At 61.8% G+C, this 25,285-nt stretch carries 24 protein-coding genes and 1 pseudogene; 10 read left to right on the plus strand and 15 right to left on the minus strand.

The window, feature by feature from the left end; genetic code table 11:
* Positions 1 to 21: 21 nt before the first annotated feature.
* Positions 22 to 2,139, plus strand: coding sequence for a PTS mannitol transporter subunit IICBA (locus tag ABFX19_RS06880; protein WP_346027875.1), 2,118 nt, complete (start codon positions 22 to 24; stop codon positions 2,137 to 2,139).
* Positions 2,139 to 3,290 (plus strand): mannitol-1-phosphate 5-dehydrogenase, encoded by a 1,152-nt coding sequence (locus ABFX19_RS06885; RefSeq protein WP_346027876.1) that lies wholly within the window; start codon positions 2,139 to 2,141, stop codon positions 3,288 to 3,290. Before ABFX19_RS06880 ends, ABFX19_RS06885 begins: the two co-directional genes overlap by 1 nt.
* 78 nt (positions 3,291 to 3,368) lie before the next feature.
* Here the strand turns inward: ABFX19_RS06885 and ABFX19_RS06890 are convergent, their stop codons facing one another.
* The 3 genes and pseudogenes from ABFX19_RS06890 to ABFX19_RS06900 all read right to left on the minus strand — a co-directional run bounded on the left by ABFX19_RS06890 (position 3,369) and on the right by ABFX19_RS06900 (position 5,364).
* Positions 3,369 to 3,842 carry a cupin domain-containing protein gene (locus ABFX19_RS06890; RefSeq protein ID WP_277357344.1) on the minus strand — a complete coding sequence of 158 codons (474 nt, stop codon included), beginning with the start codon at positions 3,840 to 3,842 and terminating at the stop codon, positions 3,369 to 3,371.
* 148 nt (positions 3,843 to 3,990) lie between these two features.
* Positions 3,991 to 4,155, minus strand: a pseudogene (locus ABFX19_RS06895) (spore photoproduct lyase family protein); the annotation flags it as partial.
* A gap of 24 nt (positions 4,156 to 4,179) precedes the next feature.
* Positions 4,180 to 5,364, minus strand: a complete 1,185-nt coding sequence (locus ABFX19_RS06900) for a N(5)-(carboxyethyl)ornithine synthase (protein ID WP_277357346.1) — start codon at positions 5,362 to 5,364, stop codon at positions 4,180 to 4,182.
* 156 nt (positions 5,365 to 5,520) lie between these two features.
* Between ABFX19_RS06900 and ABFX19_RS06905 the strand changes: the two genes are divergently transcribed.
* Positions 5,521 to 6,636 carry an FUSC family protein gene (locus ABFX19_RS06905; protein WP_346027877.1) on the plus strand — a complete coding sequence of 372 codons (1,116 nt, stop codon included), beginning with the start codon at positions 5,521 to 5,523 and terminating at the stop codon, positions 6,634 to 6,636.
* Between the two features lie 30 nt (positions 6,637 to 6,666).
* Here ABFX19_RS06905 and ABFX19_RS06910 read toward each other — a convergent pair whose 3' ends face one another.
* Both ABFX19_RS06910 and ABFX19_RS06915 read right to left on the minus strand, forming a co-directional pair.
* On the minus strand, positions 6,667 to 6,978 hold the full coding sequence (locus tag ABFX19_RS06910) for a hypothetical protein (protein WP_346027878.1): 312 nt from the start codon (positions 6,976 to 6,978) through the stop codon (positions 6,667 to 6,669).
* An 870-nt stretch (positions 6,979 to 7,848) separates the two neighbouring features.
* The gene (locus ABFX19_RS06915) at positions 7,849 to 8,877 is read right to left on the minus strand and encodes a trypsin-like serine peptidase (RefSeq protein ID WP_346027879.1); all 1,029 of its coding nucleotides are present in this window, start codon (positions 8,875 to 8,877) and stop codon (positions 7,849 to 7,851) included.
* Positions 8,878 to 9,716: 839 nt separating this feature from the next.
* Here ABFX19_RS06915 and ABFX19_RS16080 point away from each other — a divergent pair.
* A complete protein-coding gene (locus ABFX19_RS16080) occupies positions 9,717 to 10,187 on the plus strand; it encodes a M57 family metalloprotease (protein WP_428831014.1) in 471 nt (156 codons plus the stop codon).
* A gap of 38 nt (positions 10,188 to 10,225) precedes the next feature.
* Entirely contained in the window at positions 10,226 to 10,756 is a 531-nt protein-coding gene (locus tag ABFX19_RS06920) for a hypothetical protein (RefSeq protein ID WP_277359943.1), read from the plus strand.
* Between the two features lie 129 nt (positions 10,757 to 10,885).
* Here ABFX19_RS06920 and ABFX19_RS06925 read toward each other — a convergent pair whose 3' ends face one another.
* The 8 genes from ABFX19_RS06925 to ABFX19_RS06960 form a co-directional block, all read right to left on the minus strand.
* Positions 10,886 to 12,142: a hypothetical protein gene (locus ABFX19_RS06925; protein WP_346027880.1), complete on the minus strand. Its 1,257-nt coding sequence runs from the start codon at positions 12,140 to 12,142 to the stop codon at positions 10,886 to 10,888.
* 464 nt (positions 12,143 to 12,606) lie between these two features.
* Entirely contained in the window at positions 12,607 to 12,927 is a 321-nt protein-coding gene (locus ABFX19_RS06930) for a helix-turn-helix domain-containing protein (protein ID WP_277357932.1), read from the minus strand.
* A 4-nt stretch (positions 12,928 to 12,931) separates the two neighbouring features.
* A complete protein-coding gene (locus tag ABFX19_RS06935) occupies positions 12,932 to 14,050 on the minus strand; it encodes a tyrosine-type recombinase/integrase (protein ID WP_346027881.1) in 1,119 nt (372 codons plus the stop codon).
* 189 nt (positions 14,051 to 14,239) lie between these two features.
* The gene (locus ABFX19_RS06940) at positions 14,240 to 14,743 is read right to left on the minus strand and encodes a MarR family winged helix-turn-helix transcriptional regulator (RefSeq protein ID WP_277359931.1); all 504 of its coding nucleotides are present in this window, start codon (positions 14,741 to 14,743) and stop codon (positions 14,240 to 14,242) included.
* A gap of 122 nt (positions 14,744 to 14,865) precedes the next feature.
* Positions 14,866 to 15,105 carry a hypothetical protein gene (locus ABFX19_RS06945; RefSeq protein WP_277359932.1) on the minus strand — a complete coding sequence of 80 codons (240 nt, stop codon included), beginning with the start codon at positions 15,103 to 15,105 and terminating at the stop codon, positions 14,866 to 14,868.
* Positions 15,106 to 15,349: 244 nt separating this feature from the next.
* Positions 15,350 to 16,129 (minus strand): GAF domain-containing protein, encoded by a 780-nt coding sequence (locus ABFX19_RS06950; RefSeq protein ID WP_277359933.1) that lies wholly within the window; start codon positions 16,127 to 16,129, stop codon positions 15,350 to 15,352.
* A gap of 107 nt (positions 16,130 to 16,236) precedes the next feature.
* Complete coding sequence (locus ABFX19_RS06955) at positions 16,237 to 17,469, minus strand: saccharopine dehydrogenase family protein (RefSeq protein WP_346027882.1); 1,233 nt, start codon at positions 17,467 to 17,469, stop codon at positions 16,237 to 16,239.
* Positions 17,470 to 17,545: 76 nt separating this feature from the next.
* Positions 17,546 to 18,430 carry a DUF72 domain-containing protein gene (locus ABFX19_RS06960; RefSeq protein WP_346027883.1) on the minus strand — a complete coding sequence of 295 codons (885 nt, stop codon included), beginning with the start codon at positions 18,428 to 18,430 and terminating at the stop codon, positions 17,546 to 17,548.
* Positions 18,431 to 18,633: 203 nt separating this feature from the next.
* Between ABFX19_RS06960 and ABFX19_RS06965 the strand changes: the two genes are divergently transcribed.
* Both ABFX19_RS06965 and ABFX19_RS06970 read left to right on the plus strand, forming a co-directional pair.
* Positions 18,634 to 19,203 (plus strand): hypothetical protein, encoded by a 570-nt coding sequence (locus ABFX19_RS06965; protein WP_277359774.1) that lies wholly within the window; start codon positions 18,634 to 18,636, stop codon positions 19,201 to 19,203.
* 145 nt (positions 19,204 to 19,348) lie between these two features.
* Positions 19,349 to 20,638: an adenylosuccinate synthase gene (locus tag ABFX19_RS06970; protein WP_277359773.1), complete on the plus strand. Its 1,290-nt coding sequence runs from the start codon at positions 19,349 to 19,351 to the stop codon at positions 20,636 to 20,638.
* Between the two features lie 66 nt (positions 20,639 to 20,704).
* Here ABFX19_RS06970 and ABFX19_RS06975 read toward each other — a convergent pair whose 3' ends face one another.
* Positions 20,705 to 21,445 (minus strand): SurA N-terminal domain-containing protein, encoded by a 741-nt coding sequence (locus ABFX19_RS06975; RefSeq protein ID WP_346027884.1) that lies wholly within the window; start codon positions 21,443 to 21,445, stop codon positions 20,705 to 20,707.
* A gap of 101 nt (positions 21,446 to 21,546) precedes the next feature.
* On the opposite strand from ABFX19_RS06975, the gene ABFX19_RS06980 reads away from it, so the two are divergent.
* The gene (locus tag ABFX19_RS06980) at positions 21,547 to 22,659 is read left to right on the plus strand and encodes an alanine racemase (RefSeq protein WP_346027885.1); all 1,113 of its coding nucleotides are present in this window, start codon (positions 21,547 to 21,549) and stop codon (positions 22,657 to 22,659) included.
* 3 nt (positions 22,660 to 22,662) lie between these two features.
* Here the strand turns inward: ABFX19_RS06980 and ABFX19_RS06985 are convergent, their stop codons facing one another.
* Positions 22,663 to 23,157 (minus strand): DUF427 domain-containing protein, encoded by a 495-nt coding sequence (locus ABFX19_RS06985; protein ID WP_277359770.1) that lies wholly within the window; start codon positions 23,155 to 23,157, stop codon positions 22,663 to 22,665.
* Between the two features lie 61 nt (positions 23,158 to 23,218).
* Here ABFX19_RS06985 and ABFX19_RS06990 point away from each other — a divergent pair, with 61 nt between their 5' ends.
* The gene (locus tag ABFX19_RS06990; protein ID WP_277359769.1) at positions 23,219 to 24,025 is read left to right on the plus strand and encodes a carbon-nitrogen hydrolase family protein; all 807 of its coding nucleotides are present in this window, start codon (positions 23,219 to 23,221) and stop codon (positions 24,023 to 24,025) included.
* Positions 24,026 to 24,090: 65 nt separating this feature from the next.
* Positions 24,091 to 25,224, plus strand: coding sequence for an L-talarate/galactarate dehydratase (locus tag ABFX19_RS06995; RefSeq protein WP_346027886.1), 1,134 nt, complete (start codon positions 24,091 to 24,093; stop codon positions 25,222 to 25,224).
* Positions 25,225 to 25,285 lie beyond the last annotated feature (61 nt).

Here is a 25,285-nt window from a genome sequence, read left to right on the forward strand (position 1 = left end):
GACTCACGGTTAGGAAATCACATGGCAACAGAGACAGCTGCGAAGCCCAAGGGCAGCATGCGCGTCGGCGTCCAGAAGTTCGGGACGTTCCTGTCCGGCATGATCATGCCCAATATCGGTGCATTCATTGCGTGGGGACTCATTACCGCGCTCTTCATTGAAGCGGGCTGGCTTCCGGTTGCGGAGCTGGGCGGCTTCGGAACGGATGCGGAGGGCAACCCGAATACCGGCCTTGTGGGCCCCATGATCACCTACCTGTTGCCGCTCCTCATCGCCTACACCGGCGGCCGGATGGTCTATGACGTCCGCGGTGGCGTCGTCGGTGCAATCGGCACCATGGGCGTGATTGTAGGCGCTGGTATTCCCATGTTCATCGGCGCCATGATCATGGGCCCGCTCGGCGGCTGGACCATGAAGAAGATCGACAAAATCTGGGACGGCAAGATCAAGCCCGGTTTCGAGATGCTGGTCAACAACTTCTCCGCCGGCATCTGGGGAGCAGCACTCGCGCTGATCGGCTTCTACGGTATCTCCCCGCTGGTCGAGGCATTCAGCACGGCTGCGGGCAACGTGGTCCAGTTCCTGGTGAACAACGGGCTCCTGCCGCTCACCAGCATCTTCATCGAGCCCGCCAAGGTCCTGTTCCTGAACAACGCCATCAACCACGGCGTCCTCACCCCGCTGGGTGTCCAACAGTCACTGGAGGACGGCAAGTCCATCCTGTTCCTCCTCGAAGCAAACCCCGGCCCGGGCCTCGGCATCCTGCTGGCGTACATGTTCTTCGGCCGCGGCATTGCCAAGGCGTCCGCTCCCGGAGCTGCAATCATCCACTTCCTCGGCGGCATCCACGAGATTTACTTCCCATACGTCCTGATGCGCCCGCTGCTGATCCTGGCCGCCATTGCCGGCGGCATGACCGGAATCGCGACGCTCGCCGTCACCAACTCCGGCCTGGTCGCCCCTGCCGCTCCCGGTTCGATCATTGCTGTACTCGCCCAGACGGCCCGTGACAGCTACTTCGGTGTGATTCTGTCGGTGATCCTTGCGGCCGCCGTGTCCTTCCTGGTTGCCTCGGTGATCCTGAAGACCTCGAAGCAGAAAGACGACGACGGCGATGAAGGCGGTCTTGCGGCCGCCACCTCGCGGATGGAATCGATGAAGGGCAAGAAGAGCTCTGTTGCCTCCAACCTGACCGGTGGCGGGAACGTTGCTGTGATGGCCGGACCGATCCAGAACATTGTTTTTGCCTGCGACGCCGGCATGGGTTCAAGCGCGATGGGCGCATCGGTACTGCGGAACAAGATCAAGGCGGCCGGCTACCCGGACGTCAAGGTCACCAATGCTTCGATCGCGAATCTACGGGATGATTACGACGTCGTGGTAACCCACCAGGACCTGACGGAACGGGCCAAGCCCGCTACCTCCAGCGCAGTGCACGTCTCTGTGGACAACTTTATGAACAGCCCCCGGTATGAGGAAATCGTGGACCTGGTCAAGGAAAGCCGCAGTGACAGGGCGGATGCAGGTGCAGCAGCGGGTACCGGCGCCGGCTCGGATGCTGCTGCCGGATCCTTCGGCGGCGCACACGCTGCCGGAGCGCACGCGGCGGGAAATGCCGCGGAAGAGGCAGCCGGCGGGACGTCTCCTGATGCTCGAGGAGCCGGCGCACACGCTGCCGCAGCGTCTGCGGATGGTGAGGAATCGGCGTCGGACATCCTGGTTGCCGAAAGTGTTGTGCTCAGCGGTTCCTCGACCAACAGGGATGCAGCCATCGACGAGGCAGGGCAGCTGCTGCTGGCTCGCGACGCAGTGGATGAGGGCTACCTCCGCGCCATGCATGAACGCGAGGAATCCGTCTCCACCTACATGGGCAGCTTCCTGGCGATTCCGCACGGCACCAACGCGGCGAAGGGCCACATCCGCAAGTCCGCGGTGTCCTTTGTCCGCTACCCGGAGGGAATCGACTGGAACGGCAAGGAGGTCAAGTTCGTGGTCGGCGTGGCCGGTGTGAACAACGAGCACCTGCACATTCTGTCCTCCATCGCGAAAGTCTTCACGGACAAGGGGCAGGTGGCCCAGCTGGAGGCAGCGACCTCGACTGAGGAGATCCTCGAAATCTTCCGGAAGGTCAACGCATAGTGAAGGCAGTCCACTTTGGAGCAGGGAACATTGGGCGCGGCTTTGTTGGGCTGCTCCTCCATCAGGCCGGCTACGAGGTGGTGTTCGCGGATGTCGCGGACGCTCTCATCAGCGAGCTGGCGGGCGCGGAGAATTACCGCGTCCACGAGGTGGGTGAGCAGCCGGCCGTGCATGCAGTCGACAACTTCCGTGCGGTGAACTCCACTACGGAGGAGAGCCGGCTGGTCGAGGAGATCGCGTCGGCTGACATCGTAACCACAGCTGTGGGCCCGCACATTCTGAAGTTCGTGGCACCGGTGATCGCGAAGGGGATAGCCGCCCGGGCCGGCGGATCCGCTCCGCTGCAGGTCATGGCCTGTGAAAACGCGATCAACGCGACCGACATCCTTCGGGAGTTCGTCGCTGCATCCTGGGATGAGGCAGGCGGGGACCTGGCAGACCGTGCGGTCTTCGCCAACACTGCAGTGGACCGCATCGTTCCAAATCAGGAGCCCGGCCAAGGCCTGGACGTGACGGTGGAGACCTTCTACGAGTGGGTGATCGACCGGACGCCGTTCGGGAACAATCCGCCGGTGATTCCGGGGGCGATGTTCGTGGACCGGCTCGGCCCGTATATCGAGCGGAAGCTGTTCACCGTGAACACGGGACACGCGTCGGCGGCCTACTTCGGGTACCAGGCGGGCCTGGAGAGGATCTCCGAGGCTATGGCTGATCCGTCAGTAGCCGCGGATGTTCGAGCGGTGCTCGGGGAAACCAAGCAGCTCCTCGTGGACAAGCACGGCTTCGATGAGGCCGAGCAGGAGGCGTACGTCCAGAAGATCCTTGGGCGCTTCACCAACCCGCACCTTCCGGACACCGTGATCCGGGTAGGGCGTGCACCCCTGCGCAAGCTCAGCCGGAATGAGCGGTTCATCGGTCCCGCTGCCGAGCTCGCCGAGCGCGGTACTACGCCCTCGGCTTTGCTGAAGGCGATTGCGTCAGCGCTGCGTTTTGATGACCCGGCGGATGCCGAGGCGGTTGAGCTACAGAAGCTCCTCCGGTCCTCAGGGGCAGCCGAAGCTACTCAACAGATCACCGGGCTCTCATCGGACCATCCGTTGTTCCCGGATGTGCTGAAGCTTGTGGAGGAGCGGCAGAGCGCGCTGGTCTGAGTTCTGAGCCCACCGAAACGGCGCCGTACCCCATCAGGGGTGCGGCGCCGTCGTCGTTCTTCTTGAGGGTGCGCTGACTCAGGCGCTCTCTTCGCCCTTGGTGTCGACTTCCTCAACCCAGCTCGGCGGCTCGTCCTTGCCCTGGTCCTCGTCCTTCTCGGCGTCTTCCGGGGTTTGCTGCACGATGCCCTGGGCGTGGTGGGTAGGCGCGTAAATGGTGTAGAGGCGGAGTGCTTCGTCGCCGGTGTTTTCGACGTCATGCCAGGTTCCGGCTGGCACCTGAATGCTCCAGCCGTCCTCGACATCCTGCTGGTAGGAGAGGTCGTCCTTCGACGGCCCCATCTTCACGCGACCAGTTCCTGCGTCAATACGCAGGAACTGGTCAGTGCCGTGATGCACTTCGAGGCCTATTGCACCGCCCGGCTCAATCGACATGAGCGTCACCTGCAGGTGCTTGCCTGTCCAGGCGACGCGACGGTAGGCGGCGTTTTCCGTTGTGGCGTCCTCGATGTTGAACGCGTTGGGGTTCGGTCCGTTGTCAGTGATGTCCATGAATCCATCCTTGACCATCCCGGCCAGGACCGCCAGAGTGATGGCGGGCCACCCGCCGGCCTCGGAAGGCTGATGGGCCTTCGGTTCAGGTCCAGTAAAGAAGTTACTCCCGCGAGCAAGGAAGTGCTGCTGCGCTGGTATCCCAGGATCAAAAACGGAGGGTGATTATTTCGGCCGTCAGGTCGAGGTCGCTGACGCCGTCGACTGCCTCGGAGACGTCATTCAGCAGGGCGCCATACTGCTCCTGCCAACCGGGTACGGGCATGATGGGCGCGATCGTCAGACCCACCCGATAGCCGGCCGTCGATACCGCGCGAAGGGCTGCGGTGTTCCTCCTTCAAGCAGGCACTGGGAGGTGTGGGTACTCGGGTTCTCGTTGCTGGAATTGCAGTACGTCCGGGTTCAGGATGACCCCCTCGCGGATTTCGATCGCGCGGCTGATGGTCTCGCTCCGAGCCCAGGCCGCCGGGCCTGTGATGACGGTTTCCAGGAAGGGCAGCAGAGCCTCGCTGATCTCCCAACTGGCGGAATTCCAGAGGTAGGAGGGGCTGTGATCGACCGCGTAGTAGTCGATGTGGTCGCCCACCGTGAACATAGGCTGGGCAAAGGTGGTCGGCTTGGCCCAACTGAAGCCCATACCCTCATCGCAGGAAACATCAACAATCAGGCTGCCGGGCCTGAAAGCGTCCAGGTCCTTGGTGCTCAGGTAGGTCAACGGTGCATTTGGGTCCTGCAGAGTGCAGTTGACCACGATGTCCCTTTCGGCCAGGAATGGCGCCAGCGGTACCCGTCCGCGTTCGGTGATGACCTCGCTGAGGAACGGTGCCTCATGATTGTGGTCAAACTGGGCGATCCGTACCGAATGGATGGGTGATCCGACGGCGGCCACTCCCCGGTTGGTCAGAACCTGGACGTCATGGATGCCGTGGGCATTGAGGGCGGTGACGGCCCCGCGTGCCGTTGCCCCGAAGCCGATGACGACGGCGCTCAGCCGCCGTCCGTAGTCGCCGGTAGCGCCGGTCAGGGCGAGGGAGTGCAGCACTGAGCAGTAGCCGGCCAGTTCGTTGTTCTTGTGGAACACGTGCAGGCCGAAGCCGCCGTCGCTGGCCCAGTGGTTCATCGCCTCGAAGGCGATCAGCGTGAGCTTTTTGTCGATTGCCAGTTGGGTGATGGCCCGATCCTGAACGCAGTGCGGCCATCCCCACAGGATCTGCCCGTCGCGGAGTTCGGCGAGATCCTCGGGTTGCGGTTTGGGCAGGAGAACGACGTCGGCCTCCGCCAGTACACGCTCGCGTGGGACGATGCCGCCTACGAGTGGTGCCAGCTGGGAGTCTGAAACACCGAAACGCTCACCGTACCCTTCTTCCAGGATCAGGTGCTGCAGCAATTCGGGGGCAATGCGTGTCAGATGCAGGGGGTGTATCGGCAGGCGCCGCTCATCAGGTTTTCGGGTGCTGGAAAGGACGCCGAGGGTGAGGCGATCGGTCTCGGATGGTGCCTGGCGGGGGGACTTATCTGCCATGATCGCTCCTGTCGCGGAACCGAAGGGGTTCCTTGCTTTGAACGTTACAGGCATGCCGGGGCTCTGCGGGAAGCTATATCAAGGAACCACTGCATTTCACCCCGGCATACGATAGTAAGTATGCTTGTTAATCGACCTCTTCCAAGATAGGAATTTTTGCCACAGGACACGCAACGCACACTAGTGAACAGGCTGGGCTGGCTGAAGCCCTCCGTCACACGCTCGAAGCTGCTACTCGCCTGCAAGGCTGCCCTCGCCGTAGGTATAGCCTGGGTGGTTGCGCCGCTAATGCCCGGAGTCGTGGATGAATACCCCTACTACGCCCCGCTCGGCGCGTTGCTCAGCATGCATTCAACGCTCAAAGGGTCGGCGAAATACGGTCTGCAGATCCTCGCAGGGCTCGCCCTCGGTATTCTCCTCGCCGCGATCGTGCTGGTTGTCGGTGCGCCAAACTTCCTGACTATCTCGCTCGTGGTCGCCGTCGGTGTGTTGATTGGCAGCATGCGCTGGCTTGGAGCCCCGGGCCAGGAATACTTGCCCATCGCGGCACTATTCGTCCTGATTGTGGGCGGCCAGGACGCAAGCGGGTACGCGATCGGCTACCTTGTGCAGATGATCGTGGGCATAGCCGTAGGGCTCCTGGTCAACCTCCTGGTTCTTCCGCCCCTGACATTCGATTCTGCTGTACAGAAGGCATCACGCTTCCGTCGGAGCCTGTCGCGTCACCTCAACGACGTCGGTACCGCGCTGACGGAGAGCTGGCCTCCCACCCGCGAGGACTGGGCCGGCCAAAATGATGCATTGGCTGCAGCGGCAGCGGAAGTGCGGGGGACCATCCACCTCGCTGATGACAGCAGGAAGGGCAACCCGCGGGCAAAAATTCATAAGCGGAACCTGGAAGCAGATTATGAGGACTTGGCTGCCCTTGAGAACGTCACCTTCCATATCCGCGACCTAACCGAGGTACTCGCGGGGGCGGTGTGGGGAAAGCCTTTCCCGGTGGAACTGCCGGCAACCCTATGTGAACCACTCAGCCAAGCGATTCTCGCGGTAGCCGACGTGCTGGACGCTTGGGACGGGCAGGCGGACCCACAGGAACCCATCAAGCATGCAGAACGCAGTATTGAACGGCTCCACGCTGGACTTGATGAGCATCGTTCCGGGGGTCCGGCATCGATGAGCGCCGGTGCCACTGTTGCCATGGCCCTGCAGCGGATACTGGCAGCCGTCAGGATCCGGCTGGAGGGCGCCCGCGCGGGTCACGCGGACTGACGGAAATGTTGATTGGATAGCTGCGTCGTCTCACACACCTTCGAGTGAACCCTCGCCGGATTTCTCGACACGACGCACCACTCCAAGGTGGACAGCAGTGTCCGCGACTCGGTGGATCGAGTCCAACGATTCGACAACGTCATCGCCGTCGGGGGTTTCGATTACCAGCCGCCCTTTGAAAGAGGGCGTATGTGTGCCGTCATTGCAGCGCACTCCTGCGGCCAGCATTCTTCGGGCCTGTGCTCCATCAAGTACCAGGTCCGGTGATGGTTTCACGCCCTGAGCAAGCTCTAGAGCTTTCACGACACCGATGAGAGCGCCGGTCCGATCAAGTACGGCCATACCAATACGAATCCTGCTCAAACCTGCCATGTTTTCATTCCCTGTCATTGAAGCGTTACGCCTTCAACGCTAGAGAAAGGGCATGGCTAGGACCCGAGAGATGGCTGACAGCAGTGTGCAAGCCCGCTTCGTATTCCCTGATAGTGCGCTAGAAGTTTGCTCCACGCGGTTCAAGGGGAACAAGATCGCAGGGTTGCGATATGGGCGCGTCCCCCGTGGGTTCACGAAAACTGAAGCGCCGGTGGGCGGGAACCCAAGCGATCAGTTCTAAATGTGTCGGTCTAACACCGTGAGTTGGCTGTAGAAACAGATGAAACTCCCGAAGGGCTGACATGGGTCCGGGGTGCGTGCACGCAGACGTTCTTAACGGCTGCCGTTTCACACCGAAAGGGTGTAGCAACTGATTGATCGCATCTTGTCCTTGACCGAGCGCGTATCACCGGGGCACGTCACGAGCCCCGGTGATACCGTCTAACTTGCCCTCAACTCGATCATGGATCTACGGGCATAGGCGCGGGTTCGGCGCTGCGCATTTCATCCTCTGTTAGATCCTCGGGTACTTCACCGGCGCATTCGTGGGCGCTCGGGTTCTTCGAGGACTGTGTCTGCTCACTGTTCGATGAGGGGGACGACGGTCCGTCTCCATCGCCTGTGGGCTGAGCGCCTTCCTCACACTTATCCTCAGGATTTTCGCTCGTCTCCTCAGCGGAAGGAGTTGAGGTTGCAGGCGGCAACGGTTCCTCGCCCGGCGGCTGACCGTTCGGCGATCCGCACGCCGTCACGGTAACGACCAACGAAACCATAATGATGAACAGTGCTCCGCGGAGAGTGCTGGTTCGCTTCGATCGTGATGACATCGGAACTCGCTTCTTACCCATACCGGTACTCGTTATAAATGGTACCGATATTGGAACTAGAGAAATATGGGGAACGTAGGACTGTCGGGTTAACCACCCTGTCTATATTGCTCGCCACCCCGTTGGCGTAACCGCTGCTGGTGTTGTATCCGATCAACCAGGGAGAACCGCTGACTCCGCGTGTCATGTCGCAGGAAAGCTCTATCTGGTTGGTGCTGTGGTGTCTGGAGGTTCCGGTGCAATAGTGCTGCCACTGGCCATCGTACTTACCTTCAGCAGGGTAACCCTGGACAGTGAATTGTCCGATAGCTGGCCGTCCCCACGTCACTCCAAGGGCGCCCATAGCGGAAACCAGCGACACGCCATACCGCGAGTTGACCAGTGCCAATCCGACGTCGTCATTGAAGTCCCTGCTGTTGTACCAGTCATTGGTGGTGACCAGCGTGTGGGCATGCCATTGCCCGTAGGGTGAGCGACCGTGATCGTATCCGGGAACGAACGTCCAATTCCAATTCGCGCCGATATACCAACCGGAAGTGTGGTTGTAGTTGCAGTGGCCAGCAGTGAGGACCATGTTCTTGCCCTCACTGTTAATCACGGATCCAGAACAAGAGATCACCGTGTCAGTGCCAGCCTTCCGCATGAACACTTTCCCTATCTGCGGGTTGAACGCCGACTGGATCTGGAAATCTTCTTGCTGCTCAGGCTCCACAGGGTGTGAGCCGACGACCGGTTCTTCAGTGGCGTCGGTAGTGAATGAGGAAACATCAGAGGGTTTTGCTACCGGGCCCTTCGGGGCGTCTAACGGTATCGCGTTGAGCATCTCTTCCCTCGTGAGGTCTTGAGGTGCTGCTAAAGTGGAGAAGCTCTCGGATGCTGAGGGTGACTTTTCAGACGCTACGTCCGGAGACGCTTGAGCGGGAATAGTAAACCCCGTGACAGCTAGTGTGATAGCCGCCAAATAGATGACAAATGATTTTCGAGACCTAAGATTTTTCACTGATGAGACTGCTTTCTGCGGTGCTGTAACCGTATTTTCCATGCGCGCAAGCTGAATGAATAGCAGCTTGGAAGGCAGCAGAAATAAAGATCATGAACAGGGCAATTTCCCCAAATCTGCCGTTCAATGTGATGTACTCAGCATCTGGCAATGCCGTGGCCTTACCTAGCAACTTCGTCGATCGTTACCGATAAGTTATTCGGCTGTAAGGCAAGCGCCGTCAGCCATTCTGAAGGTCTGGGTGGGCTAGGACGGTGGAGTAGCGACTTGCTCCGGCGATGCTTAGGCCGAACATGTCGCAGATGCGGCGGAGGTCGCCACCGCTGGCATGTAGTTCGTGGAGGATCCGGTCTTCGCGGGCTTGTTGGGCGGTCATCCCAATTGAGGTGGTGATCCACTGGACGCCCACCGGGGCGCTGTCCAGGGCTGTGCGCCTGCTGACGAAAACGTGCGGGTTCCTCGTTGACGGCCAGCGTTGTTCGCGGTAGGCCAACCAGAGGAAGATCCGCTCCCGTCCCCCGTGGGTTCAGGAAAACCGAAGCCTCCGTCGGTGGGAACCCAAGCGACCGAGCCTAAGTCCATCGGTAGGACACCGTGAGTTCGCCGCGTCGCTGATGACCGTCCTGCCGGGGACCACCTGCATGGTTGATCTGTAGATGACTTCGGATCGGTGCTGGCTCCTTTGGACGGTTATGTAAGTCATCAATTTTGTATCAGTATCCACCTTGGGTATTGTTCGCCGCACGCTGACGTGGCATGGTGAAGCTTCCTATAGACCACATGGGGGTGGACCAGTGTCACATCAAGGTTTTCAGAATCGAACTCAAAGCCGTGGTAATCGCATAACTTCTATCGTTGGCGTTCTTGCAATCGTGCTCTTAATGTCAGTGCCTAGCGGCGCCAGTGCTTACACGTTTACCGGGTGCAAATGGCCTAGTGCGAATATCGCTTGGAGTAATCAAACTTCCGGTACATATTCGACGGCGGCATTGGCAGCCGGAAACCGATGGTCACAGTTGTCAGATGTCAATCTGTCGGCGACCGGGGGCAACATCCGTGTATATCAGTCGTACACGGGAGCAGACGGATATGCCGGCTATTCATACTGGAGTTGCCCGTATTACGGGCAGACAATCAGTGCAGAAGCAAGGCTTAACACCTACTACGCCGACGCATACCCAACTCTGAAGAAGAAGACGGTTTTCGTTCACGAGATCGGACACGCGGTCGGGTTGCACCACAGTCAGTACTCCAACGCCGTCATGTATACCTGTCCGGCGTGTGTCTATAACAACTATTACTACAGTGACCCGCAGTCCGATGATATCGCGGGCATGAACGCGCGCTACTAGGGGGAAAAGTGCAACAGAACCAACATCATCGAACCAGAATGACCTTCGGCATTGCATCGATAGTTGTCGCGCTTCTTGCCGGATGCAGCAGTTCTCCGGATGGCGACTCCGGAATGTCGGCTTCCAGGGAAAAGCTATATGAGAGCGTCACCGAACTAGTTTCAGACAGCAGTACTGTCGTCGTCGGTGAAGTTATTGCTCAAGAGACCGACAGTGAGAAGAACACCGTTTCCACTGTCGCTATCAATTCGATCGAAACCCCTCCAGCGCTCGGCGAAGCAATAGGGTTACCCGAGCTTCCCATTCTCGGTTCTGGTGATTCTGTGGGCGTCCGTCAGCTAGGGACTCCGGACATGTCCGAGACACCGGCGCCCATCTTGGAAGTGGGACAGAGCTACCTACTCTTCCTGCGTCCAACGGAGCTGCCAGGGGAAGCTAGTGAACTGTTCTACGTCGTAGGCGGCGTAGCCGGGATTTTCGTCGCCGACGCGGGAACATTTTCTCGTTTAGTGAGGGACTCGGGGGATCAGCTGCCGAACCAATTGACTACTGCCGATCTAGCGGGATAAGGATGGAACCCCCAGGATAGAGGTGCTTCAGCTGTCATACGAAGCTTGCCCCATGTGGCTATGAACTGCAGCTCTGCCCAATATCTAGCGGACCCGCGCATGGCGCTCTGGGCGATGAACGGGCGCTACCTAGCCTTCTCCGAGGAGGTCTGGGTGGGCTAGGACGGTGGAGTAGCGGCTTGCTCCGGCGATGCTTAGGCCGAACATGTCGCAGATGCGGCGGAGGTCGCCGCCGCTGGCATGTAGCTCGTGCAGGATCCGGTCTTCGCGGGCTTGTTGGGCGGTCATCCCTATCGAGGTGGTGATCCATTGGACGCCGACTGGTGCGCTGTCGAGGGCTGTGCGTCGGCTGATAAAGACGTGCGGGTTCCTCGTTGAAGGCCAGCGTTGTTCGCGGTAGGCCAGCCAGAGAGAAATCCGGTCCCGGACCGGTTGTGCCAGTGGAATGGTGCGCTGCCCCAGACGTAGGCGTCCGTCATGGAGATCGGTCAACTGCAGCTTCCGCAGTTGCCCTGATCTAAGACCGTGAAAAGCGACGATAGATGTGACAGCTGCCCGTGCCGGGTCTGCGGAGTTGATTGCGTCGCGCAGCGGGGCGGAGGCCAGAGGCAGCGGGATGCGGGTCGCATGGGTGCCGGTTCGTATGGGGTCGATCGGGTTGAGGAATATGAGTCGGTGGCTCTTCAGCACACGGAACAGGCAACGTAATCCTTGTCCCATCCTGGCACGTGCGTTGCCAGCTTCTGGAAGGACTTCTCTGACATCCTCCGGCGTGATCTCCCGAAGGGAAGTCCGTCCAGCGGCAGCCCAGGAGCGCAGGGCGGGCAGTGACCAGCGCAGGTACAGGCGTGTTGTTATTTCTGAGCGGGGTTTGCTGCGGGGCGGGGTGGTACTGCCTTGGAGCATGATGGTGTACCAGCGCTCGAGCTCGGTTCTCAACTGCTCTGGGAGCTCAGCCACGGTGGTCTCAAACCATCTGTCTACGGCGGGTTCCCTGTTGTCTTCGAGTAGGCCTGATGCTGCGCAGACTTCCAGCAGCCGAAGGGTCGTAATTCCGATGCTTTGCAAGTTGAGGATGTCGGTGGCGAGCATCGGAGCGCCGGGTGTGTCCTGCAGGCCAAGTGCGATGGCCAGTCCGCGGCGTGTCCTTTTCGTGGTTGTGAGACTCCATCCGTGTTCGCGGGCGTGTTCGATCAGGATCTGATCGAGGAATGCAGCCATTTTCGGTTCAGCAGGTGCCGGGAACCCGTGGATGGCTCCGTTGGCAAGGTCACGGAATGCCGGGAACAGGGTGAGCTGGCGGTGGTCGAACGCTTCGAAGGTTGGTGCCGGGCTCGTGATGGGGGCCTTTGTGCGCTTCCGGCGGGTGCCGCGGTGCTGCCCCACTCTGGCATGTCGGAGATTCGCCAGGAACAGTTGCTGTCCGAACCGGTTGGCCTCCACCAAACTGATCCCGCTTTTCCTACCTCCACTGGTGATGAATTGGCTCCGGCAGAGCCGACATGCCTGGTCATCGTTGACGGCGACGTCCGCAGAGCAGATTCTGCAGCACCCTTGAGGGTGCTTCTTTCGCCAGTGCCGGCACGCGTCGCAGAGCCATTGGTGGGTCCGTGTCACGCCCCAGGCATGGCAGTCCCTGCATGCGGCCACTGGTTGGGGTGAGCTGCGGTGGCACTGGTTGCACAGGCCGGCGGAGTAGTAGCCGTCAGTGCGTCCGCAGCGCCGGCACGGTGGCGGGACGTAGGGTCCGCCGGGCATGCAGTCGTAGCAAAACTTCGTGCGCCGGGGTGCGCTCCATGCGACGGGCCGCTGGGCGCAGATCGTGCAGTTCGGTGGTGGATTGGATCCCCTCATGCGGGAGGTGTGGTTCGGTTACGGCCGAGCCGGGGAACCATGGAAGGCACGGACCCGCCCGATGAGGCCTGCGCCTTCTGTGGGCGTGCCGCGGTGACTTTCTCCGGCTCGCGGATCAGCAGTTCAGTGGGCGAGCAGTTGAGTACGAAGCAGATGATGTCGAGGTCTTCGAGGCGGATGGTGGTCGGGGTCCCGGTCCAGAGACCGGACATTTTGCCAGCACTGATTTCCAGGCCGGCATCAGCGAGTTGGCGGCGCAGTTCGGTCGATTTCCAGATTCCGCGCTCGGCGGCGACCATCCGTAAATTCCAACGCATCGTGTCACTCTCCTGTCAGCCGGGCGGCCACTCGTTCGTTAGCGACCGCCCACGCATGGTTAACGTGGTTCTCGTGGACATGGATATAGCGGGTTGTGGTCGACAGCCATTCGTGTCCGAGTAGTTCCTGCACTGCTTTCAGGTCCAGGCCACGAGCATAGAGGGAGGAAGCGCAGTAGTGGCGTAAGCCGTGTGGGCTCAGTCGCCCTTTCCACGCTGGCAGCCAACGTTCCACAGCCCCTGCCAGGCCGGCGCGCAGGGCATCATCGCCGGCCCGAGCGCAGCCTCCTGTGTGCTGGTCGTGCCGCTCGCTGGGAAGTAGCGGGGCGTCAGGGTTCAGGTAGTCATCGCCGAATTGGTGACGCACGTCGGTGAACCACCAGTCCAGCAGTGCGTCGACGGAATTGATCGCGGGAACAAGCCTGGGTTTCGGGCCGCGGCCGCGGCTGCCCTTCCCGTAACGGATGTGGAGCTTGCCGTGGTCGCCGAGGTCCGGGCGCCAGTCCTTGACGTCGAGCATCACGGTCTCGTTGATTCGTAGTCCTGCCCGGCGCCAGAGGGAAGCGGCGAGATAGTCGCGGGCAGCGGGTAGGTACTTGCGTGCGGTGGGTAGCGCATCACGCCACTGCCCGAAGAGAGTCTCAACTTCAGGATCACTGGGCGGGACTCGGGCAGCGGGTGAAGAGGAACTTGAAGGTCGGTTGAACTCGTCGATCGGCTGCGTCAGCACATAACCGGTAAGCGCGTGGACGTCCCCTTGGTATCTGGCAATCAGGAAGTCGAAAAACCGGGCAAGGGTTCCTGCCTTACTTTCCCGTGTGCTCCGAGTGTTTCGTCGCTCCTGCCGCAGATAAGTCAGGAACCGGTCCGCATCAGATGGGGAGGCCGTCCAGACCGGCTGCCCCAAGAAACGGGTGAACTCGAAAATCACCGAACGCTCCGTCCGCACGAACTGATCAGTAAGCCCCGCACCCACCTGGGCCAGCGCAAACTGATCCACCAACTCCTGCTCGAAATCCTCCTCGTCCTGCAAAGATTGCAGTGCCCGGCTGAAACCGATGGAGCGGACGGTAGCAAGCGCCATCACATACACCTGGGTTCGGTAATATTTAGCACTGATCATGAATATCACGGAAGCTTCAGGAATTATGAAATCGCGTCACAATTTGTTCCGCCGGTCAAAAGTCGGGTCTTGGCCAGATCCCGCATGGACTGGAGGTTAGCTACTCATGAACGAACCTGCGGGATTCCAGACAGACGACGGTCGTTCGACCACTTCAACCTGCAGCCAAAGCCGCGAAATTCTCCGGTTTCAGGCGCTCTGGCGGTCACCGCGAACCGAAGCTGAAAGTGAAATCAGCTCCGAATTCGCCAAGCCGGCCTGCTGCTGATCGACGTTGGAGACTGCAGGATGAAGAGAAACTATGACGTTCTCCAACGCGGCGCGAAGGTTCTGATTAGCCAGCCCGGTGGACCGATCGAATTCTTCCTCTTCTGCCTCCAGAGTCGACAGGAGTTGCCGGCCGATAGCAGTGAGCTCGACCAGGAGGACACGGCGGTCCTCTTGGTCACGCACCCGGTGCACAAAGCCTCGCAGCTCCAGCCGCTCCACGGTCTTGCCCACAGTCTGCGGCTGAATATGCAGCACGGCGGCCAGGCGGGCCTGGGCAACCGCCGATCGATCGGAGAGGACCCGCAACAGAGTCAGGCCGGAGTGGGTGATCCCATGGGCTTTCAGCCGCTCGTTCTCGTAGCGTTCGTTCATCCGGGCTGCCGTATTGAGCAGCCGACCGATCGACCATGAGTTGATTTCCACTGGTTCCCAACTTCCCTTTGTGCCAGCCCGGTCACCTCACTCGCGGGCTGTTGATAGGTAAGCCTACTGATGGTGGCCCTATTTCACCTGAGTATTATGCCGTGGTTTCACACAAGAAACGCTCAACCCTGGACAAGCCGGATCAGGGGAGCGTCCTGTTCGTCCAGTTCAGCATCGCGGCGGTCAAGTTCATCCGTAAGTTCTTCCTTGCGGATTTCCGTCTCGAACGACGGCGTGCCGTCCCGAACGTATTCAAGGTCAAGCTCGCGGTGCACCTTGCTGTTGAGGATCTCCACCTCAGTGAGCGCGAGCTCACTGAGGTCTTCGGGGAATGGGTCAGAGGGGCCGAGTTTGGAACTCAAAGTAATCGCCTATCGATCAGCACTTTCGGGCCTGCTTCTGGACCCCAGCCCGAGATGTGAAATCTCGTGGCAGTCAGAATCATAACCGTCCCGCAATCCTGATGCGTTTCACGTGGATTGAGAGTGCGTAGCACTACTCAGCATCCGGCGGCTTTCGCTGCGAGACAGTAACAGTCCGCGCCCGTCCAAACCCATTTCACCTGACCCGACTCGCGCCGTGAGCCCACGAAGCTCGCGCCCGGGATCAACGGTTGAGAATTTCTTCCTGGACGAGGCGGGCCAGGTCCTTGAGGAACTGCCCGTCTTCGACGGAAAAGTCGCGTGGTTTCTGATCGATGACGCACAGTGTGCCCACGGTCCATCCACCGGGTCCCCGTAAGGGGTAACCGGCATAGAAGCGGATGAATGGCTCGCCCAGCACGAGTGGGTTCTGCCGGAACCGTTCGTCCTCAAGTGCATCATTGATGATGAGCGGGCCGGCGTTCCGGACCGTCGTATCGCAGAAAGTGATCTCCCGCGGCAGATTCTGCTCAATCGGCCCAAGCACTGATTTGAGAAACAAGCGCCGGTCATCGAGCAAAGCGATGATTGACGAGCTGACCTGGAAGTGCTCCTTTGCCTGTTGCGTGTACCGATCAAACCGGGCCTCGGGGAAGGAGTCCAGTAAGCGGGTCCGGTCCAATGCGGCCAAGCGTTCATTCTCCTGTTCGACGGCGCTGAACAGGAATGCCCCTGCCGCACCGAGTCCCCGTCGCGGGTCCCTGTCAGGGGAGTCGGCGTCGCTCTCGGAATGAACCGGTACACGGGTCTGCACCGTTGTCAGCTCAAGCAGTTCATTGGCGGCTTCGGCCAGAAGATTTCGTTCCAGAGACGGCAATGACAGTTGGCCCGTCAGGTAGCACTGCACCTCGAACGCTGAGATGCCGCCTCCAAGTCCGTAGTAACGGATCCACAGATCCTCAACACTCAACTCCGCCTCAGACAAAGCCGTGGACGTCATGTCAATCTGCACTTGCTCGTTCAACGTACCTCCAGGGCAATCCAACTAGCGATCCCAGCAGCAGCCGAGCGGTAGGAAGCAGGAGGCTGGGATGATAAGCGTGCTGATCATCCCAGCCTAGACGCTTTTCGTCAGGTGAGGGGAATGACCTCGTAGGTATGGCCTGCCGCGCGAAGCCGCTCAACCAGGACGTCGCCGAGGGCGGTCGCCGGGGTCAGCGATCCTGCCGCGGGCGGCAGGCGGTCGCCGTCGAGGGCAAGCGAGAGCGCTGCCTCTCCGGCCATGACGGCGGTGGCGGCGTATCCCGGGTCCCCGGATCCGGCTGCGACGGCCCGGTACCGCCGGCCGCTCTGGGTGGAAGCAGTCACCTGGGAACGGAACCAGCCAGATCGCCGCGCGGCCTCGCTCGGGCCCGCCCCGGGCGAGGGAAGGACGCGGTCCAGTAATTTCCTCGTGAGCGGTAGGGCCAGTGCGGTGCCGAACACCCGCAGGCCGAGCGCCGTCGCTCCGGCAAGAACGGCCCCGGCGGGCCCGCGCTGCATACCCATCACCTCGCCATATCGCAGGGACTGTCCGTAGGCCCAACCCTGCAGGGCATTGCTGCGACGAACGATCCGCGTGTTCACTGACGCCATGAGAAAGGGAGCGGTCCACAGGCCGCCCTCCGTGCGGCCGACCCATCCCAGGTCCGCCGGTTGCCGGGTGGAGGGCTCCGCCGTCCGGTCCGGACTGAGGGAATAGGGATCACCCGCGAGGAAACGCAGCACAGGATCCGACCGCATGCCGTCGAGCTGCCCGCGCATCGACTCGATGGTGCCGCCGCTGAAGCCACCCTTCGCCCTGGCGACGAGCTGCACTTCGATCAGTCCGCCCGCGCCGTCAGTCTCCGCGGCGTGGTGCAGGAGGAGCACTGCGAGGTCCGACGGGACGGAGTCGTAGCCGCACGCATGGACGATCCGTGCGCCGGTAGTCCTTGCCAGAGTGTCGCAGCGGTCGATGGCTTCGCGAATGAAGGACACCTCGCCCGTCAGGTCACCGTAGTGGGTGCCGGCGCGGGCACATGCCTCGACGACGGGCAGCCCATACTTTGCGTAGGGACCGACCGTGGTGAAGAGAACCCTGGTGCCCGCGGCCAGCGCAGCGAGCGAGTCAGGGTTCTCCGAGTCAGCCTCGATGAGAGCCCAATCGTGTGCGGTGACGGGCAGCCTGGACCGTACGGTCTCCAGCTTTCCTCTCGACCTTCCGGCGAGTCCCACGCGCAGGTCCGGCGGAGCGTGGTCCGCAAGATATCCGGCGATCAGTTCACCGACGAAACCAGTCGCACCGAAAAGGACGAGGTCGTGGTCGCGCGTTGGTGCCTCCATGCCAGCAGTCTTCCATGGCAGCGTCTTCGCGACATATGTGGGCGGATTCCTGGAGCTGATGCAACCACTCCTGGCCTTACGAAGGTGCAGGGCCGTCGTCGTTCTGGGGTTTGCGCCCGCCCAATCGCTGAGCGAGTCCGATCGCGTTGAACGGGGCGTGGACCTTCACATCGTTGTCGAAATACAGGTAGACGTCGCGACCGCGCCCGTCCGGGCAGGCACGTCCGGACAGCCAGCCCTCACTGAGCGCCGCCCACTCGTCCAGCTCTGTCTCCGTGTAACCGCTGGTGTAGAGCTCGGTGCTGCCGTGCAGCCGGACATAGACGACGTCGCCGGTCACCTCCCGGAACTGCGGCCACTTCTCTGCCGAGTCCGCCACCACCAGCCCGACGCCGTGACGACGCAGAATCTCATAACTTTGCTCGGCGCCGAAACTCTCATGCCTAGGCTCAAGCACATGGTGAATGGGCCGGTCCGCGTCAGTTGTGACCCAGTCCCGGTCCTTGAGCCGCTCATCGTGGCCGCGGGCGAGGGAGGCGGCCGCCGTCGTCGTTCTGGGTAGTTGAGAGAAGAAGGTATCCAGGAGTTCCGGATCGAAGCGGCGGGTAGCTGGCAGCTGCCAGAGAACGGGCCCGAGTTTCTCGCCAAGGGCAAGCACTCCGGAGGCGAAGAAGTTGGCCAGCGCGGTCTCGGCATTCCGTAGTCCGAGCATGTGCGTGATGTAGCGCGGGCCCTTGACGGAGAACCGGAAGTCACCCGGCACGGTCTCCCGCCAGCGGAGGAAGCTGTCGCGATGCTGGAGCGAGTAGAAGGTCCCGTTGATCTCGATGGTGTCGAGCTGGGACGCGGCGTACTCAAGTTCGAGGCGCTGCGGAAGGCCGGCCGGGTAGAAGGACTTACGCCAGGGTGCGTACCGCCAACCGGAGATGCCGCAGCGGGCTCGGGCCTGGGAATCCGACATGGGCGAACGCTACCCCGCGCGGCGCTTCCGGCACCAGTGGCGCCGGACAGTTGGCAGAGGCAATTGTCCTTGTTGGGGCAGTTGTGTCGGGCGTAAAATGCAGTCCTCAGTTCACTGTTGGGGGCCGACGTGAAAGGAGTCGGAGACACCCGTTCCCTCACGTCCGCCGCGACCAGCGTGGCACCCCAGAGAAGCTGAACATCATGGATTCCGCCCTACCCCGCGTTTCCCTGCGAACCTCCTATTCACCTCCGCGCATTGCACTCTTTGCCGTCGGCGCCACGGCAGCCTGGATTTTGTCCGTGACGATCGGCGCTTTGCTCGAGGTTGATCCGGGGGTCGCGAAGGTTGCCCTCATTGTGCATACCATCTCCCTGGTCGCGGCATTCGGTGCTGTCCTGCTGGTCGACTGGGTGGGGTTCCTCTGGCTGATCTCGCGGCGGAAACTGGTCGAGACCAGCCGGATAGAGTCTGCGGCCATGCCCATCATCTGGGGTGGGCTCGCAGGCTTGCTGGTCACCGGCGCCCTGATCAACCCGGCCATGGAAAATCCCCTGACCATCATCAAGGTCTCCGCGGTGCTGGTGCTGATGCTCAACGGGATCCTCCTCATACCGTGCATGCGACGGCTGAACTCCATGCCGGCAGGGACCCGGTTTGGCGACGTCCCCGCCGGGATGCGGGTTCACCTGCTGATCTGCCTCGCAATTTCGCAAACCTGCTGGTGGACGGCGATGGTTGTCGGGTTCATCAACAGCTCAGACCTTCTCTAGCGTCTCCTTTTATGTTGTCCGCTAAACTTGGGTGGTAAGAGCCCCGGACTTCTTACAAGTCTTGGGGCATTCTCATGCACGGCGGCACCTTTTCGCGCGGCACGCGGCGCGCACTTGTTGCCGCCAAACAATGGGGGAGGATCCCATGCCAGCAATCGTGATCGTCGGAGCCCAGTGGGGCGATGAAGGCAAAGGCAAGGCCACAGACCTGCTCGGCGGGCGTGTGGACTACGTCGTGAAGCCAAACGGCGGCAACAACGCCGGGCACACCGTCGTCGTCGGCGGAGAGAAGTACGAGCTCAAGCTCCTTCCCGCCGGCATTCTCAGCCCCAACGCCATTCCGATCATCGGCAACGGCTGCGTCATCAACCTCGAGGCTCTGTTCCAGGAGATCGACGGGCTGGAGGCACGCGGCGCTGACACCTCGAAGCTGCGCGTTTCCGCCAACGCACACCTCGTTGCTCCCTACCACCAGGTCCTCGACAAGGTCACGGAACGCTTCCTCGGCAAGCGCGCCATCGGAACCACCGGTCGCGGCATCGGACCGGCCTACATGGACAAGGTCGCGCGCCTTGGCATCCGCGTACAGGACGTCTTCGACGAGTCGATCCTCCGCCAGAAGGTTGAGGGATCGCTCAAGCAGAAAAACGAACTCCTGCTCAAGGTGTACAACCGACGGGACGTCGAGGTCGAGGAAATCGTCCAGTACTTCGTGTCCTTCGCCGACCGGCTGCGCCCGCTGGTCATCGATTCCACGTACGTGCTCAACGAAGCGCTCGACGCCGGCAAGGTGGTCCTCATGGAGGGCGGCCAGGCCACGTTCCTCGACGTGGACCACGGCACCTACCCGTTCGTGACGTCATCCAACCCGACCGCGGGTGGAGCGTCGGTGGGCTCCGGCATCGGGCCCACCCGGATCAGCCGCGCCGTCGGCATCATCAAGGCCTACACCACCCGGGTAGGCGCGGGGCCGTTTCCCACCGAACTGTTCGATGACATGGGCATCTACCTGCAGAAGACCGGCGGTGAGTTCGGCGTGAACACCGGCCGGCCGCGCCGCTGCGGCTGGTATGACGCCGTACTGGCCCGCCACGCTGCGCGGGTCAACGGCTTCACCGACTACTTCGTGACCAAGCTCGATGTCCTGACCGGGATCGAGAGCATCCCTGTCTGCGTGGCCTATGACGTGGATGGCGTCCGCCACGATGAAATGCCCATGACGCAGACCGAGTTCCACCACGCCAAGCCGATCTTCGAGTACTTTGCCGGCTGGACCGAAGACATTACCGGCGCACGCACCCTTGAGGACCTGCCGGAGAACGCCCAGGCCTACGTGCGGGCGCTCGAGAAGATGTCCGGTGCCCGGTTCTCCGCGATCGGCGTTGGCCCGGACCGCGACCAGACGATCGTGATCAATGATCTGATCGGCGGTTAGCTTTCCTCATAAGAACGGCCAGGTTCCCGTTGCGGGGACCTGGCCGTTCTTATTGTCCGGGTTGGCTCAAAGATTACTGACGACGTCGGCCTCTTCACGCAGCTTCTCTACCAGCGCAAGCGCGACTTCCGACGTTTTCTGCTGCTTGGCCTGCTGCTCAAGCTGCGACTTCACTTCCTCATACGGCGGGATTTCTGCGCCCTGCGCGGCCGCGGCTCCCGAGGCCTTGGCCTCTTCGTACAGAGCCTTCAATTCCTCCTCGGTCGGCGCGGCGTCAGCGCCTTCCTCTGCGAGCAGCGCATCGATTCGGACCTGCTGCTTGATTTGCTCGATGGCTTCCTCCTTGGGAATGCCCTGCTTCTCTTCAAGCGCCGCGAACAGCTCGTCAGCGGACGTGAACTGGTTCGATGCAACCAGCTCATCAGTTGTCGCTGTGATGGCTTCCTCGCTGGCTTCGATCCCACGGGCGTCAGCCTCCTGGATGAGAAGCTTGTTGCCGATGAGGTTGTCGAGTGTCTGCGTCTTCAGCTGTTCCTGGTCGACTTCCTGCCCGGTTACCTGGGACTGCATGGACATTTGCGTGAAGGCGCCCTCATAGGAAGTGGTGAATTCTTCCTTGGTGACCTCGATGCCATTGACGGTTGCGACGACGTCCGGGACCCCTTCAAGATCGGGGGTAGGGGCTTCAGCCGGTGTGCTTGCTGCACTTTCACTCGGTGCAGGCTCTGCCTCGGTGTTACCGGCGCAGCCAGTTGCGAAGGCGAGCGAGCCCGCCAGGACAACGCTCAAGAGCAACTTCTTCTTCACGGACTCTCCTCATGTTGATGACCGACGTAAAACTGTAGCAATCGGGAATGTGTGTCGGCTCGGCGTCGGCTGGACGGACGCTGGACGGTAGGATGCGCAAGATGCCGAACTTCAGCGCCGACCTGCACCTGACCAGCCTCCCGCAGCTGCTGCTTGATGTTGATGCCATTGATGCCAACATTGAGCTCAAGGAGCAGTGGGCGGTGGAACACTCCATGGTGCTGGCTCCGCATATCAAAACAACGATGACCCGCGAAATAGTCCAGCGTCAGCTTCCGGGTTCGTGGGGAGTAACAGTCGCGACGACGGCGCAGGCAGCCCATGCCGTGGGCTGGGGTGCCCGGCGGATCCTGATTGCCAACGAAGTGGTGTTTCCTCCGCTGGTCCGCGAACTGCGCCGGCTGCTGGAGATCAATCCGTCCGTCGAGGTGTACTGCCTGGCTGACTCTTCGGCTGCCGTCTCAGCACTCGCGCGCGGATTCGAGGACACTGACCGGCAGCTGTTCGTGCTGCTTGACGTCGGTATTCCGGGCGGGCGCACCGGCATCCGACATCCTGCGGAGGCTCCCCGTCTCGTCGCAGCGGTGAAGGATGCCCGCGGTCTCCGCCTCGCGGGCATCAGCGCCTACGAGGGGATCGCGCCGAATGTAAGGACTCCCGAGAACCTGGCGGTGATCGACGCGCACTGCCGGACGGCGATGGAAGTCTTCGATGCGCTGCGGAGCCAGTTCGAGGTCGAGCGGCCACTCTTCTCGGTCGGCGGGTCGGCCTTTCAGGACCGTGCTGCACAATTCCTTCCGGAAGGAGCATTGAGCGTGCTCCGTTCCGGCTGCTACGTCATTCACGACCACGGCACCTACGCGGATGTTTCCCCGTTGCCGGACCTGCGGGCCGCAGCGGTGGTGCGCGCCGTCGTGCTTTCCGTGCCGGAAGAGGGGCGGGCAATCGTGGGTGCGGGGAAGCGGGAGCTGGCATACGACGCCGGCCTGCCCACCCTCGTGGCACACCACCGGGACGGTGAGGCGCTGCCTGAGCCAACGGGCGTCGTCGTTCGGTTGTTTGACCACCATGCGGTGGTGGACAGTGCCGGATCCCTTCAGGTGGGCGACACCGTTGATCTCGGCATTTCCCACCCCTGCTCCGTCTTTGACCGGTGGCGAACGGCGCTTGCAGTGCACGGCAACTCAACGGAGCTGTGGCACCCGCAGTTCTGAGGGCTACCAGCCCCAGGTGCCCGGCGCGCCCTTGAAGGGACCCACCACCTTCGAGGTGATCCAGCCGCCGTAGAAGTCGCCGGGCTGAGCCTGGACCACCTCATTGTCAACGAGGCAACGGTCCATCCGGCCCGGATACACGGCAATGGTTCCGGTCAGCTGCTCAAAGCCGGCCGTGGGTTCAAGGTACGTCCAAGCGGACCGTTCCGCGCGTGCTGAGCCGGCAACGACGTCGTAATAGGTAGCCGCTCCCTTGAATTCACACCAGGTGGTTCCATCCACCCGGTGCAGGGTGCCCGGAGCGAAATCCGCCTGCGGCACATAAAAGACGGGCGGATGGCTCGTTTCCAGGACGCGCATGGCGCGCTGAGTCCGCGCGATCTCCTGACCGCCGAATTCGAGAACGACGACGCCCGGATAGTTCTCGACGCGGGGCGGGCGCGGGTAGTCCCACACCGACTCCTGGCCCGGCCCCGGCTTCTCTCTGCTGATACCCATGGGGCCACGCTACTCTTCGGTACCCTTGAAACAGCCCCACTTCCTATCCGAGAGGTCCGCGATGAAGATCAGTGTTGGACAATTCAGGCCGGGCGGGGACGTCTCCGCAAATGTCGCGACCATGCGGGAGCTCGCCGGCCAGGCGGTGGAGGACGGGTCGGAGCTGATCGTCTTCCCCGAGGAATCCATGTTCTCGATCGGGAAAGTTGAGGGTGCGCTCGCTGCTGCTGTGGACGCAGGCTGGTCCGTCTTCGTGCAGCAGCTCTCTTTCCTGGCGGCGGAACTGAAGATCGCCGTCGTCGCCGGCGGGTATGAGTCCAGCGGCGAAGAACGCCCGTACAACACGCTGGTGCTCATCGAGGACACCGGACGGATTGTGGACACCTACCGCAAACTGCACCTCTATGACGCCTTCAGCTACTCCGAGTCGCAGCGCATCAAACCGGGCGACGGCGGAATCACCGTGGTGCCGGTCGGTAGCCTCAATGTGGGGCTGATGACCTGCTACGACCTCCGTTTCCCGGAGCAGGCGAGGGCGCTCGCAGACCGTGGTGCCGACGTCGTGCTGGTGCCTGCTGCGTGGTTCAAGGGGGACCACAAAATCGAGCACTGGGAGACGCTGCTGCGCGCGCGGGCCATCGAGAATACGGTGTGGATCGCGGCGGCGGGGACGTCGTCCTCACACACGATCGGGCACTCGGCCATCCTCGATCCGATGGGCGTTCCGCAGGTTTTCCTGAACGACGAGGAGCAGGGTGTGGTGACGGCCGAGGTGACCCGGAAGCGCATCGAAGAAGTGCGTGAATTCCTGCCCGTGCTGCGGAACCGCCGGTTCGCGCGGAATGAGGAGATCGTCGAGGGTCACTAACTTGTAGGACAAGTTATGTAGTTGTACTATAAGTTATCCGATCCGCTCTTTAGAAGGCTTCCGCGATGACTTACACGCCCGATGCGATCCGCCACGTTCAACTCTCCACCGTCACGCTGCCGCTGGCCACACCGATCTCCGACGCCAAGGTTTTCACCGGCAGGCAGAAGCCCATGACCGAAGTGGTCTTCCTCCTCGCGGAGATCCTCACGGAGCAGGGGGTGTCCGGGCTCGGCTTCTCCTACTCGAAGCGGGCAGGCGGCCCGGCGCAGTATGCACACGCGAGGGAAGTCGCCGAGATTCTGATCGGTGAGGATCCCAACGACATCGCCAAGCTGTATAACAAGTTGCTCTGGGCCGGCGCCTCTGTGGGACGCTCCGGTGTTGCCACCCAAGCGCTCGCGGCACTCGACATCGCACTGTATGACTTGAAAGCGAAGCGCGCCGGGTTGCCGCTCGCCAAGCTGCTCGGTTCCTACCGGGACTCGGTGCGTACCTACAACACCTCCGGCGGCTTCCTCAACGCGTCGATTGACGAGGTGAAGGAGCGTGCCTCGCAGTCACTCGCCGAGGGAATCGGCGGCATTAAGATCAAGGTGGGCCTGCCGGATTCGGCGGAGGACCTGCGCCGCGTTGCAGCAGTCCGCGAGCACATCGGCCCGGACGTGCCGCTCATGGTGGACGCGAATCAGCAGTGGGACCGCGCCACCGCCCTGCGCATGGGGCGCAAGCTTGAGCAGTTTGATCTGGTCTGGATTGAAGAACCTCTGGACGCGTACGACGCCGAGGGGCACGCCGCGCTGGCACTGGCACTTGATACCCCCATCGCCACGGGCGAGATGCTCGCCTCCGTCGCTGAGCATGAGCGGCTGATTGCCAGCCGCGCCTGCGACATCATCCAGCCTGACGCCCCGCGCGTCGGCGGCATTACCCAGTTCCTCAGGCTCGCCACCCTGGCGGACCAGGCGGGGCTGGACCTTGCGCCGCATTTCGCCATGGAAATTCACCTGCATCTCGCCGCTGCGTATCCGCGCGAGCCGTGGGTTGAGCACTTCGACTGGCTGGACCCGCTGTTCAACGAGCGGCTCGAGACCCGTGAAGGCCGCATGATCGTCCCCGACCGCCCGGGGCTGGGCGTGACCTTCAGCGACCAGGCGCGGGCGTGGACCACGGACAGTGTCGAGTTCGGCCGGCGCTGACGTCGGCTGGCTGTGGCAGGCAGCGGCCCTGGCCGTGTCAGGCGTGACGTCGTGTGAGCAT

Source organism: Arthrobacter parietis (assembly GCF_039530425.1).
Lineage (GTDB): Bacteria > Actinomycetota > Actinomycetes > Actinomycetales > Micrococcaceae > Arthrobacter_D > Arthrobacter_D parietis.